A 17,977-nucleotide genomic window follows, 5' to 3' on the forward strand; every position below is an offset into this window, starting at 1 on the left:
CACACACTCTGTGATAACGTCATGATTGGCTCCGGTCGTCCACGGGTCTTCGGACCCATTGAGCTTCGAGCTCGTACATCGCTGGGCACGTCCCAGCCGGCTCGACCGGAGCCACCTTACACCGCCAGCGCTCCGCAGTCACCCGTACAACTCGTCGGTCTGAGGCGGAGCCTCGTTAGAACTTCTCCTTCCCATAGAGTGTTTTCGCGTTGGCCTGATCGATGCGCTGGGTCGGCACGATGACGCTGCGCGGAACCTCGGTCGCACAGTCGATCAGGATTTTCTTGGCCAGTTCGAGCGCCTGAGCGGCGCCCGTCGGATAAGTGAACGTAGCGGCCCACTGACCGTCCGCGACCGCGCGGATACCGCCTGACGGTCCCGGCAGCCCGTCGGTGCCGATAATCTTCACCTGCCCCGTCTTTCCCGCCTGCTTGGCCGCGATGTAAGCACCTGCCGCCGCGAGATCGTTGCTGGTATAGACGAGCTTGATGTCGGGGTGCGCCTGCAGCATCGCCGAGAACACCGTGACGGCCTGGTCCTCCATCCAGTTGACCGGCTGCACGGCGACAAGCTTTATCTTCGGATTGCTGGCGATGCCCGCCTTGAACCCTTCGAGCCGTTCGATCGCGGGCGAAGAACTCGGCAGCCCTTCCAGCACGGCTGCCTCGCCGCCTTCGGGGAGCAGCGTCTTCGCGGCCCATTCGCCTGCTTCCTTCGCGATCGCCCGGTTGTCGCCGCCCACGAAGGCGGTGTAGTTTTCCCCTGTCGTCTTGCGGTCGAGTTCGATCACCGGGACGCCTGCCTTGTAGACCGCCGAAACGGACGGCGTGAGCGGCGCCGCCTCGAACGGAGAGATCATCAGCAGGTCGACGCGTTGCGTCATGAAGTTCTCGACTTGCGAGACCTGCGTGTTCACGCTCGCCTGCCCGTCCGCGATGACGAGCTTGAACTTGGGATAGTTCTTCACGAGGCGTTCGAGCTCGTGATTGACGTGCTCGCGGTATGGCTCCTTGAAATTCGCCTGGCTGAAGCCAATCACGTAGTCGTTATTCGGCCCGCACTCTTTCGCTAGCGGCTTGCCGCTCGCCGCCCACGTACCGGAGGCGAGCGCGACGCCGGCAACGAGCAGGGTCGCTTTCGGAAGATTTTTCATTTGCCTGTCTCCTTTTCGTTTTGCATGCGTCGCGCGCCCCGAGTTGCGCGCGAGGGTTCACCGCTTCGCGCCGCCGCGTCCCACGACGTAGGTCTGCAGGGCCGCGGCGATCACGATGATCGCGCCGGTCGCGAGCAGTTGCATCGCGGCGCTGACGTCGTTGAGTTGCAGGATGTTGGCGAGTGCGCCGAGCATGACGGCGCCCGCAATGGTGCCCACCATCGAACCGGCGCCACCGAACAGGTCCGTGCCGCCGATCACGACCGCGGCGATCGCGTTGAGCTCGTAGCCGGTGCCGTCGTTGGGGCTGCCGAACGAGAACTGCCCCGCGTGAACGATGCCCGCGATCGCGGAGGCGAACCCCGTCAGCGCGTAGACCGAGATCTTGATCGCGTTGACCGGAATGCCGGACAGCCGCGCCGCCTTCTCGTTGCCGCCGACGGCGACCACGTAGCGTCCGTAGCGCGTGTTGTTGAGGAGGAATGCGGCAGCGACCGCGAGCACGACGAAGACGAGCGTCGCGACGGGAAAAACGCCGCCGATCCGCTCGCCGAGCACGCCGAACGCCGGTGGCGCGCTGCCGGGCCCGGTGCCGTAGTTGATGTTGATGAACGCATTGTTCGACGCAATCAGCGACAAGCCTCGCGCCGCCTGAAGCCCGGCCAGCGTGACGATGAAGGCCTGGATGCGCAGGCGGGCCGAGATCAGTCCCTGGACCGCGCCGAAGACCACGCCGGTCGCGATGACGAGGGACAAGGTGCTCCACAGTCCCCATCCTTCGTTGACCAGCAGCGTCGCGGTCAGCACCGAGCAAAGGCCCAGCACGGCGCCGACCGACAGATCGATTCCGGCCGCGATGATGACGAAGGTCATGCCGAGCGCGAGGATGCCGGTTTCGGAGATCGAGCGGATGATGTTGGCGACGTTGTCGGCGCCGAGAAAAAGGATGTGTCCATGCCGGCGCGGCGAAAAGACGATGCCCGCCACGACCACCAGAATGAGCCCAAGCAGGCTCTGGAAACGCACCAGCCAGGCGAGCAGGCTGCGCGGACTTTCGACGGCCTTGGCGGTGGAAGTCGGCGTCGTGCTCATGCGGCGATCCCCTCGCCTTCGCTGATGCGCCGCACGGCTTCCTCGCCCGGATTCGGGCCGAATTCGTGGATCGTGCATCCGGCGTGCATCACGACGATCCGGTCGCACAGTCCGATGAGCTCGGGCAGTTCAGAGGACGCGACGAGCACACCCAGGCCGTCTTTCGCGAGGCCGCGCAGACGCCGGTAAATCTCAGCCTTGGCACCGACGTCCACGCCGCGCGTCGGTTCGTCGAGCAGAAGCAGGCCGGGGTCGTTCATGAGTTCCTTCGCAAAGACGACCTTCTGCTGGTTGCCGCCCGACAGGTTCACGACCTTGGCGCCGGGGAGCCGCGGGCGCACGTCGTAGTCGTTCAGTGCGCGCGTCACGTGCCGCTTCTCGAGTGCGCGCGACACGAGACCGAATGGCGTGACGCGCTTGAGCGTCGACATGAGGACGTTCTGCCCGACCGTGTGATTGAGGATGAGACCGGTGCCGCGCCGGTCGTCGGTAACGTAGGCGATTCCCGCGCGCCGCGCCGCCGCAATGTCGCCCAGGACCGTCGGCTTGCCGCGCACTTCGACGAGGCCGCGCCAGCGTCCGCTCGTGCCGAAGCCGTACAGGGTCGAGAGCAGTTCCGTGCGCCCAACGCCCATCAGGCCGGCGAGGCCGACGATCTCGCCTTCGTGCACCGTCAGCGTGACGTCGCGCGGGGCCTGCCAGCCGACGCGCGCGATGTCGGGATCGAATGCGGCGTGTTCAAGCCGCAGGATCGGCGCGCCGATGTTCTCGGCGCGCGGCGGAAAGAGGTCGGAAAACGGACGCCCGACGAGCAACTGGACGAGCGTGGCCTGCGGCGCGTCGGGGGCCGTGGTCCCGACGACGGCGCCGTCGCGCATCACGGTCACCCGGTGCGCGATGCGCGTGACTTCTTCGAGCCGGTGCGAGATGTAGACGATCCCCACACCGCGCCCGGAAAGCTCCTTCACGACCGTGAAGAGATGATCCGCCTCGACGGCCGAGAGCGCCGCGGTGGGCTCATCCATGATCAGGATGCGCGCCCTGGCCGACAACGCCTTGGCGATCGCGACGAGCTGACGCTCGCCCATGCGAAGACTCGCGACCGACAGACTCGCATCGAGCGAGACTCCCGCGCGCGCCAGTAGGTCCTGCGCATGGCGCCGCATGTCGGCGGCCGCGAGCACGCCTTTGCTGGTGATCTCGTTGCCGAGGAACAGATTGCCCGCGATATCGAGGCCCGGCACGAGGTCGAGTTCCTGCGGGATCATCACGATGCCCGCGGCGTGGGCCTCTCGAGGGCTCGCGAAACTCACGGGACGACCATCGAGCGTGATGGTCCCTGCGTCGGGCAGGACGGCGCCCGACAACACCCCCATCAGCGTCGATTTGCCCGCACCGTTTTCGCCAAGCAGGACATGCACCTCGCCCGCCGCGAGATCGAAGTCGACGCCCCTCAGCGCATGGACACCGCCAAAGCGCCTCTGGATGCCGCGCAGTTCCAGCAGCAGCGCAGTCATAGCGCGACTGACCTAGCCCGCCGGGTGTGCGCTTCCATGTCTTCTCCCGTATCAATGGGGATTCGTGTTCTTATCTGCAGCGAGTGAAGCTTAGGCACAGGCAAGCGCTTGCGCAAGCGCTTGCCTTGGGTCGTTTACCCTCATATGCTGAAAGCGTTGAGGTTGGCAATGCGCACGCATGCAGTCATTCAAAAATACTTACCAAAGGATTACGAATGTGTTCCAGTTACGCGTACTCCAGACCGTGGCGGGGACGCAGTGGCAACTATCGCTGATGTCGCGCGGCTCGCCGGGGTCGCGACCTCAACCGTTTCCCACGTCCTCAATCGGACACGGTTCGTCAGCGTCGACACGACCCGAGCGGTCCACGACGCCGTTCGCGCGCTTGGTTATACGCCCAACACGGTGGCGCGAGCCTTGGCGCGATCGACCACCAGTACGATCGGCCTTGCCATTTCGTCTACGAGAAATCGGTACTTTTCCGACGTCATCAACGCCATCGAGGAGGAATGCGCAAAGCTCGGAATGATGGTGCTGCTCGCGAACACGCAGGACGACCCCAAACGGGAACTCGAGATCGTGGCTGCGCTTCACAAGCGGCGGGTCGACGGGATCATCATCGCGCCATCTTGCGGTTGCAACAACAGCGCACTGACTTACCTGTGCGAACAACGTATCCCGTCGGTCATGGTCGACCGGCTCCCCGATGTCGACCTCGACGGCGTCGGAGTCGAGAACTGGCGGTCTCTCGCGACGATGGTGACCCACCTGATCGATCATGGACACGAGCGGATCGGCTTCCTCGCAGGTCAAGCCAACTTCACGACCGCGCTGGAGCGCGCAGAAGGGTTTCGCGACGGATTGCGCAGCCGCGGGCTTGCGGTCCACGAAGAACGGATTTCCATCGGCCACACCGACCTTGCCACCGCCACCGATGCCGCTGCGCATCTGCTCACATCGGCCAACCCTGTGACCGCGCTGATCGGCGGCAATAACCTCACGACAATCGGCATCATGCTCGCGGCACGCCGATGTGGCATGCACGTGTCGGCGGATGTCGCCGTAGCGGGCTTCGACGATTTCGATTGGGCCGACGCGTTCGAGCCGCGCCTGACTGCCATGGTTCAGCCGTGCCACGCGATAGGCTCCACGGCGGCCGCCTTGCTCAATAGCCGAATGGATGGCACAACAGGAAAACCGATGATAATTCGGCTGGATCCCACCTTCACAATACGCAATTCCTGCGGTTGCGAGGCCGCCTCCCAATAAGATCGGTTCTGTCGCAGTAAGGCGGACCTCTGCATTGCGCGCGAACCATGCAACCGACGAACGAGCGAAGACGCGCAAAGAATCTGCCCCAACGCTTCTGCGCAACGGGCGCAGAAGCTAAATGATAGCTCCGGCGTGCTGCTCAGGATCGTCGACATTGGCCCATCTCGCGACCGTGGACGAGCTCCGGTCCGGATGCCCGATTAGCGCTATCGGCGTGACGTAGATGCTGACAAGGCTGATGTGTTCGGCCCTACGCTGCTGTAGAGGTCTGCGCGACGAGTAAGTCGCGTCACGGACGTCTATCTTGCTTAATTCGTCACGCGACTACTTTCGGGCTGCTGCACAATCCGGCTGATCAGATACCGAGTCAACGAGCGACTCGGCGCTCGGCGCTCGGCAGTCCACTATGTAACCGCACCGCGCGCCAGGCAGCGCAATCCCCGCGGGCGACAGCACCGAGATACGTCCTCGCTGGTAGTCGGCTTCATCTGGATAGACCAGTGTCCATCGATAGACGTCTCCTCCGGCATCGACGCACTCGAGGGTCGTATTCAATGTGATGACGTCTGGAGGGACGTCGGCGGAATCCACGAACACGGCCATTGCTTCCAGTTCCTCCAGGAGCGCCCGCTGCTGAGCGGAGGGGTATTCAGATACCCGCATCGCCTGAGTCGCGCGATGTCGGCCTCAGAGAGAATTCGCGAATTGTCGGAGCGTGATTGCGAAACCGCGAAGGAGCCAACTTGAACTAAGGGCATTTATGCCTCCTGGAGGCGTGAAGGTTACAAAGGTCCGTGCAACCGCCACCGGACCAAACGTCGAGCCATGAACCGCCACGAAAATAAGGCGTTCGAGGCTCCCGTTGCGTATCACTTGACGCACCGCAAGTGGTCACGAATACTCCGGGCCGTTCATCCGGAAACACAACTTGCATCAGCGGGGAAAGACGTTGCGTCACTTCGGAGAAGTTCGCTGCTCGCGCCGGCAAGACCGTTCCCAGCCAATAGAGAAGCGCTGTACGCGTGTCTTCGGGATCGCGTGCCACATAGCGTAAACCTCGATTGGTCGGCGACGTATTGATCGTCTTCATAGAAGGCCTCCTATCTTTGCTCACCGCCTGCTTCGGCTGTGACAGTGTTCATGTGTCGCTTCGGGATGCTTTTTACGTTGTTCGTCACCCAGAGGCGGCCCCACTCGATCGAATACAGGAGTGCTTGCGCCGCGTCGTAGAAATAGTCGAGTCCACGAACGCTGTGCTTGCGGTGGCCTTGTCGTTCAACCAACAGGTCAGCCGAATATAAATGCGAATGTGTGGGGGTCGCAGTTGCTGTCAGGACGTAGTCCTCGTGGTCCACGCACATCTTTGACGCCGAGCATTGGCCCGCTCGCCGCCGCGTTGCGGGCGTTTCTGACGGGCCACCTGCGGACGTCATGCGAGGATGTTGCACGACACCGGAACGTTCCGGCTTGCGCGAACGGTGCATATTCATCATGTAGGAATCACTCCCATGTCAGCGACGTCATTCAATTCGAACGCGACAGCGACCACACCGCCAGAAAGGCGGCACGAGGCAGTTCGCGTTGGATGTAGTCCCACGGCTCAACGAAGGCGAACGCGCATGTCGGGACAGGCGTGCCCGTACGGCGATCGCCGCTCCCTTGAGGCGTGGTTTGCTTGGAGGGGTGAGCCCGGCCTGCGTCTGACGTTGCGTTGTCAGGCGAGCCGGGCGGAAGGAAGTGCTGACTTGTCCGCCGGACACGCGCGGCTCCGAGTGCATTTCGCTGTCTCCGATCCTCCACGCGTACTGCCCGCCGTTCCGCCCATAGACGGAAGACAAAGCGACGCGAGAGAGCGATTCGAAGCAAAACGCACGACAGGGTTCTCCACTAAGAGCGTTCGATTCACGCTGGATGCAGACAGCCTCATTAAAGCGTGTTTGAAAGCATATTGCAAGCTTTCTGCGCCATGCGCGACAATGTGGCCTGCGGGCCGCGCGCGAGGCTGCGGTGGCTTTGCGGTGGCTTAGTCGTCGGGATGGGTGGCGCCGCGCACTCGAAACTTCAGGATCCGGCTGGCGTGAAACAGCACCACCCGTCGCGCCGCAATCGAGATCGATGTTTCGGTTTTCGGATTCCGCCCGGGTCGCGCCCGTTGATCGCGCAGCTGGAAGTAGCCGAACCCCGATAGTCGAACCGCCTCGCCGTTCTCCAGCGCCTTCATGATCAGCTCAAAAAACCCTTCCGCCAGTGCATGGGCATCAGGCTTGTCGAGCCCAAGCCGAGCGATGAGCCGCTCGATCAAATGCGCCCTAATGAACGCCGGCTGGCCGACGTCCGCCGCCTGACTCGGCAGCCCCTCGTTGAAGTTCGGCCCGTGCGCCGTCTCGGCGGTTTCATCTCTTGGGTGCATGCGGATTCTGGACGTATCAAGAGTCGGCAACGATACCTCCAACAGAGGTGGCCTCGTTCGTTCGGAGAGGATCTGCGAATTCTTAAGTGGAATGGCTGGGGCAATCAAGCTGCCGATTTTATCGCTGGCAGCGTGGCGAAGTATGCTTCATCCGGTGTCCGTTCCAACCTGGGACGTCAAGCAACCGAAGGTCGCCTGTTTCCCCCGCGGCGACACCGTGGGGCTGACTGACTGCGTTGCGGCGCTCCGATCTCGCTGATAGGTATTGCGAGAACAACTCCGGTCGTGTCAAAAGACGACTAGCATGCGATTTTCGACGGATTTTGATGAAACCAAAAGATGCCGACGTCTATCGAGACCGTCATTCGACGCGAGTGCCTGCGACCTGCCATTTATTGGTCTGAACCGACGGGCGCGGAAATCCAGGAGGTCGTGCGCCTCGCTGGTTTTACTGGCCGCAAGGCCGCTGATTTTCTTGGCTTGCGGACAAGAGCGGGCGCCAGATCCGGCGCTGGAATCAGCGGTGAGACCGGGATCCCTATTCGGCATGGGCACTGTTGTGCCACGCCGCTGGGCTCGGTCACATCTGGGAGCTGCCGGCGGACTATGACAATTAGGTATAGCGTTCGGCTTGGAAGGTCGCTGCTGACGACTGCGGTTCAAAATCGACCGTGGACTCGCTCCGTCGACCCTTCGAGGAGCAGCGCAGAGTGACAAGGACCTCTCGAACCATGTCGAAGGAAAATAGGTTGGGAGGCCGCGCTCAGGGCGGCTCGCCGGAAGGTGCCCCCAAAGCACGAGCCGTTGGTGGGCACGCTGACCGACGGCGCGCCCTACCCGCTTGGCACGCGTTGGGACGGCGAACACGTGGCGCGTGCTGATTAATAGCACACCATCGGACGCTCATGCCAAGCACATGCACGCGGATACGCAAACGCACTCGCATGATGCGACCCGTGAGATGATGGTTCCCGCGCACAGCGTGGTACTCACGGTGGACGCACGCTGGCTGACGGACGGAACGCACTGAGACGAACGACAGGGCGAGACAAAACGAAACAGGCACGGCGGCGCCACATGCGCCCCGACGACAGGCGATAAAGAAAGACGCGGGAAAAGGAGCATACATGGCGACCACGACAATCTCGACACAGCCGATCCCCGGGCAGAAACCAGGCACCTCAGGACTGCGCAAGAAGGTGACAATCTTCAGGGAGCCCAGCTATCTGGAGAATTTCGTGCAGTCGATCTTCGATTCGCTCGAAGGGAGCCAGGGCCAGACGCTCGTGCTGGGCGGCGACGGCCGCTTCCACAATCGCGTCGCGGTGCAGACGATCCTGAAGATGGCGGCCGCGCACGGCTTCGGCCGGGTGATGGTCGGCCGCGGCGGTCTGTTCTCGACGCCCGCGATCAGCTGCGTGATCCGCAAGGCCGGCGCATTCGGCGGGATCGTGCTGTCCGCGAGCCACAACCCCGGCGGCCCGGACGGCGATTTCGGGATCAAGTACAACGTCGGCAACGGCGGCCCCGCGCCCGAGAAGGTCACCGACGCGATCTACGCGAAGACCGGCACGATCCGCGAATACCGGATCAGCGACGCACCGGACGTCGATCTCGACACGATCGGCAGCTACACGATCGAGAACATGACCATCAACGTGATCGACCCGGTCGCCGACTACGCGGCGCTGATGCAGGACCTGTTCGACTTTGACGCGATCCGCGCGTTGTTCGCGCGCGGCTTCACGATGCGCTTCGACGCGATGAGCGCGATCGGCGGCCCGTACGCGAAGTCGATCCTCGAAGGGCTGCTCAGCGCGCCGGCCGGTACGGTCACACACGGCGAGCCGCTCGAGGATTTCGGCGGCCATCATCCGGACCCGAACCCGGTGAACGCGGCCGACCTGATCGCGCATATGAGCGGCGCCGCGGCGCCGGACTTCGGCGCGGCATCGGACGGCGACGCGGATCGCAATATGATCGTCGGCCGCGATTTCTGCGTCGCGCCGTCGGACAGCCTCGCGATCCTCGCGGCGAACGCGACGCTCGCGCCCGGCTATCGAGACGGCCTCGTCGGCATCGCTCGATCGATGCCGACCTCGACCGCCGCGGACCGCGTCGCGGCCGCGCTCGGCATCCGCTGCTACGAGACGCCGACCGGCTGGAAGTTCTTCGGCAACCTGCTCGACGCCGGCATGGCGACGCTGTGCGGCGAGGAAAGCTACGGCACCGGCTCGAACCACATCCGCGAGAAGGACGGGCTGTGGGCGGTGCTGTTCTGGCTGAACATCCTCGCGGCGAACGGCAAGACGGTTGATACGCTCGTGCGCGAGCACTGGGCGCGCTTCGGCCGCAACTACTACTCGCGGCACGACTACGAGGCGATCGACAGCGCCGCGGCCGCCGCGCTGATGGAACAGTTGCGCGCGCAACTGCCGTCGCTCGCGGGCCGGGACCTCGACGGCTACACTGTCGCACTCGCCGACGACTTCGAGTACACCGATCCGGTCGACGGGTCGGTGTCGAAGCAGCAAGGCGTGCGGATCGTGTTCGCGGACGGCTCGCGGATCGTGTTCCGGCTGTCCGGTACCGGCACCGAGGGTGCGACACTGCGCCTGTATCTGGAGAGATACGAGGCCGACCTCACGAAGCACGACATTCCCACGCAGACGGCGCTCGCCGACCTGATCGCGATCGCCGGCCGCGTCGCCGACATCGCAGCTCGCACCGGAAGGACCGAGCCGACCGTCGTGACCTGACCGACCGAAACGCATCGAGCCGCGCACGCGCCGAACACGCGCGCCGTCAGAGCGCCGAATGAGGAGATCGCTATGAACAGAGTCGTCGATAGTCTCGCCGCGCCCGCGAAGTCCGCAACAACACCATCGCCGTGGTCCTCGCCGGCGGGCGCGCTCGCGCCTGTATCAGTTGACCGACCGCCGCGTGAAGCCCTCGGTCTACTTCGGCGGCAAAGTCCGCCTCGTCGATTCGTGCTGTCCAACTGCGTGAACTTCGGCGTGCGCCGCAGCGCTGTGCTGTGCTGACGCAGTACAAGTCGCATTCGCTCCTTCGGCACCTGCAACGCGGCTGGAGCTTCCTGCGCGGCGAGATGAACGAGTTAGCCGACCTGCTGCCCGCGCAGCAGCGCGTCGGCGAGGAGCACTGGTACCGCGGCACCGCCGACGCGATCTACCAGGTTATATGGCAACTGTATGTGCTTCGACGGCGGAATCGCGAAGCCCATCTTCCGGAACTTGTTCGCAACCGCCACGTCATTATTGCAACTGGATAGAAGCGCTCGTGCGAGCATGAGCTTGACATCGGCGGCGCCCGCGAGAATCACCTTCCTGATATTTTCGGATGCATCCGGGGCGGGGCCGCAGGCTCTGGGACGACAATTGCACGGTCGTCGCGAAGTAGCCCAAACAATGCGCAAAGAAGCATCGCCGGCCAGCCAGCGGCAGGCGTTCGTGATTCTGAATACGCTGTTCGCGTGGCTGGTGGACGGCCGGGTTGACCTGCGTTATGTTTCTACCACCAGTCAATACCTGCACGCGGACGACGATGATCGCCATCGTGCAACCGAGTCCGGACTCAAACTGAGTTGGTAAAGGCCGCACCTACTGGTCCCGATCTCGCAGTGCAACGGCCCTTCATCGTGGCAACTCGGTGGCGCGTTTTCGGCCATGTTGCCGACACCGACTGGCGACGTTTCGACTAATCGATCACGATGGCTTCATGCAGATTACGGACCGTAGCAAGGATCTGATAAAGTCCGGGAGCGAATGGATCAGTTCGATCAGCGTCGAGAACATCGCGGTCGCGCATCCGGCCATTGCCGAGGCGGCGTGCATTGCGTGTGCGCATCCGAAATGGAGGGAGCGGCCTCTGCTCGTGGTCGTAAAGCGGTCGAATGCGGATGTCACGCGTGAAGAAATTCTCGCGTTCTATGAAGGCAAAGTCGCGAAATGGTGGATTCCCGACGACGTCGCGTTCATCGACGAATTGCCGCACGCCGCCACCGGCAAGCTGCACAAGCTGAAACTTCGCGAGCGGTTCCGCGATCACGTCCTGCCGTCGGCGCTTGAAGTCGCGGACCGTCCTGTCGCCGACGCAGGCGCCCAGACCGTCCTGCCGCCGAACTGATTTGGTCGGGTGCGCGCCGTGATCGCTACGAGGTATCCCATGAAATCGCCGTTGCTGCCGATGATGTCCAAATTTTGGAATGTTCTCCGCGATTAATTACACAGCAATTTTAGCCCACAGATTTCGCGAAAAGTAGAATCTACCGCTCAACGCTTACTTCCGCTTTTTTGCCGCTCGGCGTCGACAATATCTTTACCAAATCTTTCGCGATCGCTATAACGGTCTTCACGGACACGTCGTCACCTATTCACCTTTGTTTGCCGGCCGCACCACGCGCGGTGCGCACCGGTGGAAGTTGTTCCTTCATCCCCTGCTGAGAACGTCCCATGACAAAGAGATCAAGGATTCGGCTCCTCCTCCTAGCCAGCGTCTTCGCATTCAGCGCATGCGGAGGAGGCGGCGGCACCTCAGGGGCGGGCAGCGGCTCCTCGGCGGCATCGCCGGCGTCGGGCGCGAGCGGAGCGAGTGCGCCCAGTGCGGCCAGCGCGCCGGATTCAGCGAGCGGCACGTCCGGGACGAATCCGGTTCCGACGCTCGCGGCGGCAACGGCGATTCTCGACGGAACATCGATGGGCCAAGCGCAATGGATCGCGGGATCCACCGCGAGTGGAGGAACGGGCCAGACCGTCGCGGGCTTGTCATGCACGGTTGCGGGAAGCGCTTACACATATGCGCATCTATCGATTTATCAGGACGGCCACTTGCTAAGTTTGCCGGCTCAAATCGGCACGGTCGAGCCGACGCTTGCATTGCAGACCGGCTGTAGCTATCCGGTACACACCGTCGACAATACTGGCAAAATCCGAATGTTGGCTAATCCAACCACACCCTATACGCTCGGGCAATTCTTTGCGGTGTGGGGACAAGCGCTGAGTAACACCAATGTGGCCGGACTTACCGCAAGCACGATCAGCACGTATGTGAATGACGGAGGCACGCTTACGCAATATAACGGCAATCTATCGGATCTCCCATTGACGGCGCACCGCGAGATTACGATCGTGCTGGGCGCACCGCTCACCCAGATTCCCACTTATGCATGGACCGACCCGCCGCCATTCGACACCACGCAGATCGTGCTGGCGTACGGAGGCGTTGTCGGCACGCGGTACTGGTCGGATGGCGCAACGCCGAGCGGCGGCACAGGTCAACCTGTCGACGGCATTGTGTGCGCGGCCGGTATGGTTCAGACGTACCACGTGCATTCGCATGTCGCGATCTACAAAGACGGACAGATGCTAGCGTTCCCCGCCCAGGTGGGGATCACCGCGCAGTGCGACTACGAGACCCATACGCATGACAACACCGGCATCATTCACATGGAAACGCCCAATGTCAAAACGTTCACGCTCGGCAAGTTCTTTGACTTGTGGGGTGAACCGCTGACCACAACTAATGTTGCAGGCGCGGAGGGCCCCGTGGTCGTCTATATCAACGATAACGGCGACGTGCGCCGTTATATGGGCGATCCCCGGGATATCGAACTGACATCGCTGCGCGACATAACGTTGCAGGTCGGCTCCGCGATTCCTACGCTGCCGACCTACAACTGGTACGAGCCAAAGTGACGCCGCTTGATGCACGTCCGATCGCGTTTCACGGCGACTCGTGCGGTGTCGCATCCATTGCGAAGCAAGCGACGAAATCGAGCACCATTTGCATGAGCCCGCGGTGGGCGCAATCGTGCTGCGGTGTTATTACCGTTGGGCGGCAGTCGAGACTGAAATTCGACTCGCTGTTCGTCATGCCGTTGACGGGTTTTCGAGAATGCGATTGTTCATCTCACGTCGGGGCGACCTCCGCGGGCGGGCGGCGGAGCGCCTCAGGCAAGCAATGGCACACTGGCTTCGCCATTCCGCCGGATCACACGTGACAGACAGTCAGGTTGACCTGCGTTACGTGCGCGACGACCTCGGCCACGCATCGATCACCACCGGTCAACGCCGCACGCGGACGACGATGATCGCCACCGAGCCACCGAATCCGGGCTCAAACTGAGTTCGTCTAGGCCGCCGCACCCAATGGCCCGTGTCGCGGAGCGCGGCCCTTCATCTTGGCGAAATGATCGGCGCCGTTCCGGTCAGTCCGGTCGTGCGAACCTCCCTATATTTAGCCGATCATGAAAGACCGCGCTCCGAAAAATCGACTAAGCGCTCACGATCCAACACAGCCGGTTCGTTGCTCTCATTCTTCTGTGAGTTCGGGGCGTAGCAATGGCCATGTCAAGATAGATTTTTCAACGGACTAGCCACGCTTCTCCACGACTTCCGGCGAACTCCCCCGTGGTGACAACGGTGCCCGCTTCTCTACATCTGGGTCGGCGCAGCAATTGCGCACCTCGTGAATGATTCACATGGATGACATTTAGGTGATGCGCGCGGGCTGAACACTGGCCATCCGGAACCCCGGAGGACAGGCGCTCATACCGGCCCAGCTTGCCTATGACGTTCAGGTTCAGAAGCATCGCGGCGTGCGCTTGAAAAGCATTTAGCGGTAGTCCTGCCGCTCACATAGGAGCTGCTTCAGGCCTTCTTCACATACGCGCTACACCACCCTTTCGCCTCGACCTGCTTACCGGCGAAAATCGGGCACGGACCGGCTGGATCGCCTGGTTTGCCCTGATAGAGCTGACAGGTGGCGCACGCCTGGCCCGGCTGATACTTCGAATATTTGACCTTGTCGACGTGTGTCGCATCCGCCTTATAGCCAAGCGACTGTGCGGTCGGATCGGTTTCGGATACCGCTGGCGTGTCGGCCGACGCCTTGCTCGAGAGCGCGACGGATGACGCCAGCGAAGCGGCCAGTACCATAAAGTGACGACGTGATAGTTGCATGTAGGGCTCCTGTTTTTTGGTTGGTTGGGGGCGCCGTCGACGTGCCAGCGGTGCGCAGTTTACGGTTTGCCATTGATCACAGTCAAATACTTAGCGAGTTCCTCTACCTGCTCCGCAGCGATCGGTGCGCCGTACGCGGTGCGCATCTTGTTGATCTCCGCCGTCCACTCACCGAAGCGCAATGGCGGCTGGCGCGTAACCATGCCCGCCGAATGACAGATCATGCACTGCGAATTGGCGATATCGGCACCGGCGCCCGCTGGAAAAACCTGTTCGCTATCGGGAAGGGTGACACTGACGGTGCGATTCAAGGATGCGGCCGACGGCGCTTTCTGTGCGGGCTCGGCGAAGGCGGTCGAGATGCCAGCGATAGCGAGCAGAATCGGTATCAACATGTTTGGACTTTTCATGTTCCGCTCCTCAGGAAGCCGTGAGCGTGATGGATTCGACAACATTGCGCATGAAGCCTGCGGCGTTCCAGTTTACGGTATCGGGCTGCGCGACCCCCGCGGTGTTCGTCGCCTTGATTTTCAGCTCCATGGGACCGGCCGTGGGTATCACGCGCGTCTCCCATTGTCTGAAGCTGTATTTGCCATGATCGTGCCCAAGACGCGTGGACATCCAGGTCGCGCCGCCGTCAGAAGACACGCTGACGTCGCGCACGCCGGTGTCACCGCCAAAGGCGATGCCCCGCAAGGTTAGCGGCTTGCCGGCGGCTACGTTCTGGCCGTTCGTGAGGTTGGTGATGAACGAGCGTGGGACCATCCGGTTGATCGGCACCATCTTGACGCCGGTTTGTCCCGGCGTGATGCTGGCGTGGGGAGTGTCTGGTATCAGGTAGGCCTTCGACATCCAGAAGTTGTCGTCTGGGTGATCCAGCACCTCGATATCGTTAAGCATTTTCACCCAGTAGGTCGAATACCAGCCGGGTACAACCAGGCGCAGCGGAAAACCGTTCAGCAGCGGCAACGGCTCACCGTTCATCGCATAGGCGATCATCACTTCGCCATCGCGCGCATGGTCGATTTCGAGCGATTTGATGAAGTCGGGCGTTGCTGGGAGTATTCCCGCGTCAAGCCCGTTAAAGCGGGCATGCACGGCGCTGCCCTTAAGACCCGCGCGCTCCAGAATATCGCGCAGACGGACACCGGTCCATAGCGCATTGCCCATTGCGCCGTTGCCCCATTGGGCCCCCGGCACGCGCGGACCGTAGAATCCTCGTGAGTTGCCGGAGCATTGGTTGACCGCTGCCAGTTCAACCGGTTCGAACTTGGTCCGCAGGTCGGTCAGGCTCAGGCTGAGCGTTCGTTTGACTTGTCCGTGAACGTTCAGGCGAAATGCGGCGCCGTCGATTTTCGTGGGAATATTGGCAAGGTGCCATCGCACGAAAAACTGGTCGTTAGGCGTGAACACGCCTCGATCGAAGACGGAAAACGACGTCTCCAGCAAGGGCGGACGGGTTCGCAGCAGCAGCATCTCGCCTTTCTGCGGAAACGCGCTCGTCACGTCGCGCTCGCCGCCAGCGAATGGCAGGTTGAAGGTTTCTGCCGGCCACGCGCTGCGATTCCAGCCGGCCATGGTGCCGGCGAGACCGCCGGCGGCAAGACCGTGAAGCAACTTGCGCCGGCGCGCGTCCACGTCGTGGGAATGGTCTTTCATGGGTGTCTTGTTGAGGTTCGTTTTTGTCGTTTGAGCATACGCATGCGCGTGCCAGCACCGCTGAGGCGCCCGATTGTTTCTGCGGCGTCACGTCATATCAGCCGCCTTGATTCGTCATCCTTATTGACAATTTAAGACCTATTCCGACGCCATCTCGAAGAACACGCGCATCGCCTCAGTCACATAGCGTTGCTGATGGCGCAACATCAGGAATTCCCGCGGCGACAGCGGCCATTGGAGTGCTGTGAGCGTCCCTGCACTGAGTGAGGAAGCGGCGACCAGTCGGGACATCACGGTCGCGCCAGCGCCAGCCTCGACCGCCGAGCGCACCGCTTCGTTCGACGGAAGCTCCAGCGCGATCTCGAACCCGGAGGGATCGCCTCCCAAGCTGCGCACCATCTTTTCGAAGATCCCGCGTGTACCCGATTCCTGTTCACGCAGCACCCAGGCGCTATCGCGCAAGTCAATAGGATCGGTAGCTGTCAAATCGCGATGGGCCCAAGGGTGGCTGGGGGCGACCACCAGCACCAGTTCATCCTGGGCAATCGCGCGCACTTCGAGACCATCTGCGTCGACCTGGTCTTCCACGAAACCCAGATCGACGGCGCCCTCGGCGACCTGCCGAACGACTTGTCCGGTATTCGTGATCGAGAGGTTGAGCGAAACGCCGGGGTGTGCCGCATGGAAGCGCTGCATCACCTTCGGTATCCAGTAGTTTGCCACGGTCTGACTCGCCGCAAGCGATAACGCACCTCGCCGCAACCCGGCCAGATCGGCCAGCATGTTTGCGGCCGACGAGGCGCGGGCGAGCACTGCGCGCGCTTCGCTGAGAAACTGCTGGCCGGCATCAGTCAGCACAATGTTCCGGCGAATCCGATGGAACAGCTTGACGTCATACTGCGTTTCGAGCGCGGCGATTGAACTGCTCACCGCCGATTGCGAAAGCGCCAGTACGTTGGCCGCACGCGTCACATGCTGCTGCTCGGCAACCGCAACAAAGATACGAAGTTGATCGAGCGTCATGATTCTCCGCGGACCGTAAGCCTTTTCTATGCTATGCCCAGCACGCGGATCACCACGAGGCTGATGAGCGCGAGCGCGACGATCGACAGCACCACCGCCAGTGTCACACGGGGGCCGGCCTTGGCGACCATTCGTACATCGACGCCCAGACCGAGTGCAGCCATCGAAAGAATCGTCAACACGTTCGCCGTCCTGCTGATCGACGGCAATGCTTCTGTCGGAACGAGGTTGGCCGAACGCAGGGCAACCATCACAAGAAAACCAATGATGAACCAGGGCACGACTTTATGCCAGGCCACGCGTGCTCCCTTCGCGGTACCGGGCAATGCAGCAGCCCCTGCACCTCGACGCGAACCGATTGACAGGACAAGGATCACGGGACCGAGCATCAGCACACGGACCAGTTTGACCAGCGTGCCGAGATTAGCGCTGACCAGCGAAACAGGGACCGTCGCAGCAAGCACCTGCGGCACGGCGTAAACCGTCAGTCCGGCGAGGACGCCGTATTGCAGGTTGCTAAGGTGCAGCACAGGAATCAGGAGCGGCAGTGCGAGCACGACGACGACGCCAAGCACCGCAGTAAAGGCAATCGACGCGGCCACGTCATCGCTATTCGCCCGAATCACTGGTGCCACGGCGGCAATCGCTGAGTTGCCGCAGATCGAGTTGCCGCATGCGACCAGCAGGGCCATCCGATGATGCAAGCCCAGAAGGCGCCCGATACCGTAGCTGACCACGATGGTCACCCCGACGACGGCTATGATGCCGGCCAGCAGTCCCAGCCCGGCTGCTTGCACTGAAGCGCCCCGGAAATGTAGGAGACTTTGGATCTTGGCTGTAACGGGAGATTTGAAGAATGGAAAACGCAAGC

General features: G+C 62.3%; 16 protein-coding genes and 2 pseudogenes. 7 read left to right on the top strand and 11 right to left on the bottom strand.

Annotated features, from left to right (window positions below):
• Nucleotides 1-175: 175 nt before the first annotated feature.
• From AWB81_RS33685 to AWB81_RS33695, 3 genes are read right to left on the bottom strand one after another with little or no spacing between them, the layout of a single operon-like run.
• The gene (locus AWB81_RS33685) at nt 176-1,153 is read right to left on the bottom strand and encodes a substrate-binding domain-containing protein (protein WP_062641701.1); all 978 of its coding nucleotides are present in this window, start codon (nt 1,151-1,153) and stop codon (nt 176-178) included.
• A 57-nt stretch (nt 1,154-1,210) separates the two neighbouring features.
• Nucleotides 1,211-2,245 (bottom strand): ABC transporter permease, encoded by a 1,035-nt coding sequence (locus tag AWB81_RS33690; RefSeq protein WP_062641702.1) that lies wholly within the window; start codon nt 2,243-2,245, stop codon nt 1,211-1,213.
• Entirely contained in the window at nt 2,242-3,762 is a 1,521-nt protein-coding gene (locus tag AWB81_RS33695) for a sugar ABC transporter ATP-binding protein (RefSeq protein WP_062641705.1), read from the bottom strand. The genes AWB81_RS33690 and AWB81_RS33695 overlap by 4 nt, the downstream gene beginning before the upstream one ends.
• 258 nt (nt 3,763-4,020) lie before the next feature.
• Here AWB81_RS33695 and AWB81_RS33700 point away from each other — a divergent pair, with 258 nt between their 5' ends.
• Nucleotides 4,021-5,031 carry a LacI family DNA-binding transcriptional regulator gene (locus tag AWB81_RS33700; protein WP_062641707.1) on the top strand — a complete coding sequence of 337 codons (1,011 nt, stop codon included), beginning with the start codon at nt 4,021-4,023 and terminating at the stop codon, nt 5,029-5,031.
• 327 nt (nt 5,032-5,358) lie between these two features.
• On the opposite strand, the gene AWB81_RS47330 is transcribed toward AWB81_RS33700, so the two are convergent.
• Together AWB81_RS47330 and AWB81_RS33720 are read right to left on the bottom strand one after the other, a co-directional pair.
• On the bottom strand, nt 5,359-5,697 hold the full coding sequence (locus tag AWB81_RS47330) for a GreA/GreB family elongation factor (RefSeq protein ID WP_327372964.1): 339 nt from the start codon (nt 5,695-5,697) through the stop codon (nt 5,359-5,361).
• A gap of 1,360 nt (nt 5,698-7,057) precedes the next feature.
• Nucleotides 7,058-7,474 (bottom strand): integration host factor subunit alpha, encoded by a 417-nt coding sequence (locus AWB81_RS33720; protein ID WP_235026045.1) that lies wholly within the window; start codon nt 7,472-7,474, stop codon nt 7,058-7,060.
• Between the two features lie 1,097 nt (nt 7,475-8,571).
• Between AWB81_RS33720 and AWB81_RS33730 the strand changes: the two genes are divergently transcribed.
• The 4 genes and pseudogenes from AWB81_RS33730 to AWB81_RS33745 all read left to right on the top strand — a co-directional run.
• The gene (locus tag AWB81_RS33730; RefSeq protein WP_062641711.1) at nt 8,572-10,203 is read left to right on the top strand and encodes an alpha-D-glucose phosphate-specific phosphoglucomutase; all 1,632 of its coding nucleotides are present in this window, start codon (nt 8,572-8,574) and stop codon (nt 10,201-10,203) included.
• 125 nt (nt 10,204-10,328) lie between these two features.
• A pseudogene (locus AWB81_RS33735) lies at nt 10,329-10,640 on the top strand (sugar phosphate nucleotidyltransferase); the annotation flags it as partial.
• Between the two features lie 112 nt (nt 10,641-10,752).
• Nucleotides 10,753-11,055: a hypothetical protein gene (locus tag AWB81_RS45070; RefSeq protein ID WP_143753509.1), complete on the top strand. Its 303-nt coding sequence runs from the start codon at nt 10,753-10,755 to the stop codon at nt 11,053-11,055.
• Between the two features lie 87 nt (nt 11,056-11,142).
• Nucleotides 11,143-11,590, top strand: a pseudogene (locus tag AWB81_RS33745) (AMP-binding enzyme); the annotation flags it as partial.
• A 247-nt stretch (nt 11,591-11,837) separates the two neighbouring features.
• Here the strand turns inward: AWB81_RS33745 and AWB81_RS48570 are convergent.
• Nucleotides 11,838-12,098, bottom strand: a complete 261-nt coding sequence (locus AWB81_RS48570) for a hypothetical protein (protein ID WP_143753510.1) — start codon at nt 12,096-12,098, stop codon at nt 11,838-11,840.
• Nucleotides 12,099-12,159: 61 nt separating this feature from the next.
• On the opposite strand from AWB81_RS48570, the gene AWB81_RS33750 reads away from it, so the two are divergent.
• Nucleotides 12,160-13,158: a hypothetical protein gene (locus tag AWB81_RS33750; protein WP_327372967.1), complete on the top strand. Its 999-nt coding sequence runs from the start codon at nt 12,160-12,162 to the stop codon at nt 13,156-13,158.
• Nucleotides 13,159-13,459: 301 nt separating this feature from the next.
• A complete protein-coding gene (locus tag AWB81_RS46000) occupies nt 13,460-13,588 on the top strand; it encodes a hypothetical protein (protein ID WP_374730536.1) in 129 nt (42 codons plus the stop codon).
• Nucleotides 13,589-14,112: 524 nt separating this feature from the next.
• On the opposite strand, the gene AWB81_RS33755 is transcribed toward AWB81_RS46000, so the two are convergent.
• The 5 genes from AWB81_RS33755 to AWB81_RS33775 form a co-directional block, all read right to left on the bottom strand.
• On the bottom strand, nt 14,113-14,424 hold the full coding sequence (locus AWB81_RS33755) for a high-potential iron-sulfur protein (protein ID WP_062641721.1): 312 nt from the start codon (nt 14,422-14,424) through the stop codon (nt 14,113-14,115).
• Nucleotides 14,425-14,483: 59 nt separating this feature from the next.
• Entirely contained in the window at nt 14,484-14,834 is a 351-nt protein-coding gene (locus AWB81_RS33760; RefSeq protein WP_062641724.1) for a c-type cytochrome, read from the bottom strand.
• Nucleotides 14,835-14,844: 10 nt separating this feature from the next.
• Nucleotides 14,845-16,083, bottom strand: coding sequence for a molybdopterin-dependent oxidoreductase (locus AWB81_RS33765; protein ID WP_062641727.1), 1,239 nt, complete (start codon nt 16,081-16,083; stop codon nt 14,845-14,847).
• Nucleotides 16,084-16,221: 138 nt separating this feature from the next.
• Nucleotides 16,222-17,106: a LysR substrate-binding domain-containing protein gene (locus AWB81_RS33770; RefSeq protein ID WP_062641729.1), complete on the bottom strand. Its 885-nt coding sequence runs from the start codon at nt 17,104-17,106 to the stop codon at nt 16,222-16,224.
• 26 nt (nt 17,107-17,132) lie between these two features.
• Nucleotides 17,133-17,977 (bottom strand): YeiH family protein (locus AWB81_RS33775; protein ID WP_144444245.1); only part of this gene is annotated, 845 nt, incomplete at its 5' end.

Origin of the sequence: Caballeronia arationis (assembly GCF_001544975.2) — a bacterium.
Classification (GTDB): Bacteria; Pseudomonadota; Gammaproteobacteria; order Burkholderiales; family Burkholderiaceae; genus Caballeronia; species Caballeronia arationis.